The sequence below is a fragment of the Paenibacillus sp. FSL R5-0490 genome (assembly GCF_001956215.1).
GTDB lineage: Bacteria > Bacillota > Bacilli > Bacillales > Cytobacillaceae > Cytobacillus.
In genome coordinates, this window is sequence record NZ_MRTQ01000060.1 from 1 (window position 1) to 365 (window position 365).

3 tRNA genes are annotated in these 365 nt (G+C 48.5%); all 3 read right to left on the reverse strand.

Going from position 1 to position 365, the window contains the following annotated elements:
* Window positions 1-10: 10 nt before the first annotated feature.
* Window positions 11-85 (reverse strand) — tRNA-Gly (locus tag BK139_RS23425).
* 104 nt (window positions 86-189) lie between these two features.
* Window positions 190-274 (reverse strand) — tRNA-Leu (locus BK139_RS23430).
* A 15-nt stretch (window positions 275-289) separates the two neighbouring features.
* Window positions 290-365, reverse strand: a tRNA-Lys gene (locus BK139_RS23435).

A 365-nucleotide genomic window follows, 5' to 3' on the forward strand; every position in this document is an offset into this window, starting at 1 on the left:
CGCAAAATAATGGAGCGGAAGACGGGATTCGAACCCGCGACCCCCACCTTGGCAAGGTGATGTTCTACCACTGAACTACTTCCGCTTAGAAAATATTCTTTTTTTTATTGAAACAAGCTTGCAGTCTAACACATGCTTTAAATGCCTTTGGCATTTATCGCAGATTGAGTCTCTTCGAGACAGTCAATCTGGTGCGGGTGAAGGGAGTCGAACCCCCACGCCTTGCGGCGCCAGATCCTAAGTCTGGTGCGTCTGCCAATTCCGCCACACCCGCAATATGAAATTAAAATGGTGAGCCATGAAGGACTCGAACCTTCGACCCTCTGATTAAAAGTCAGATGCTCTACCGACTGAGCTAATGGCTC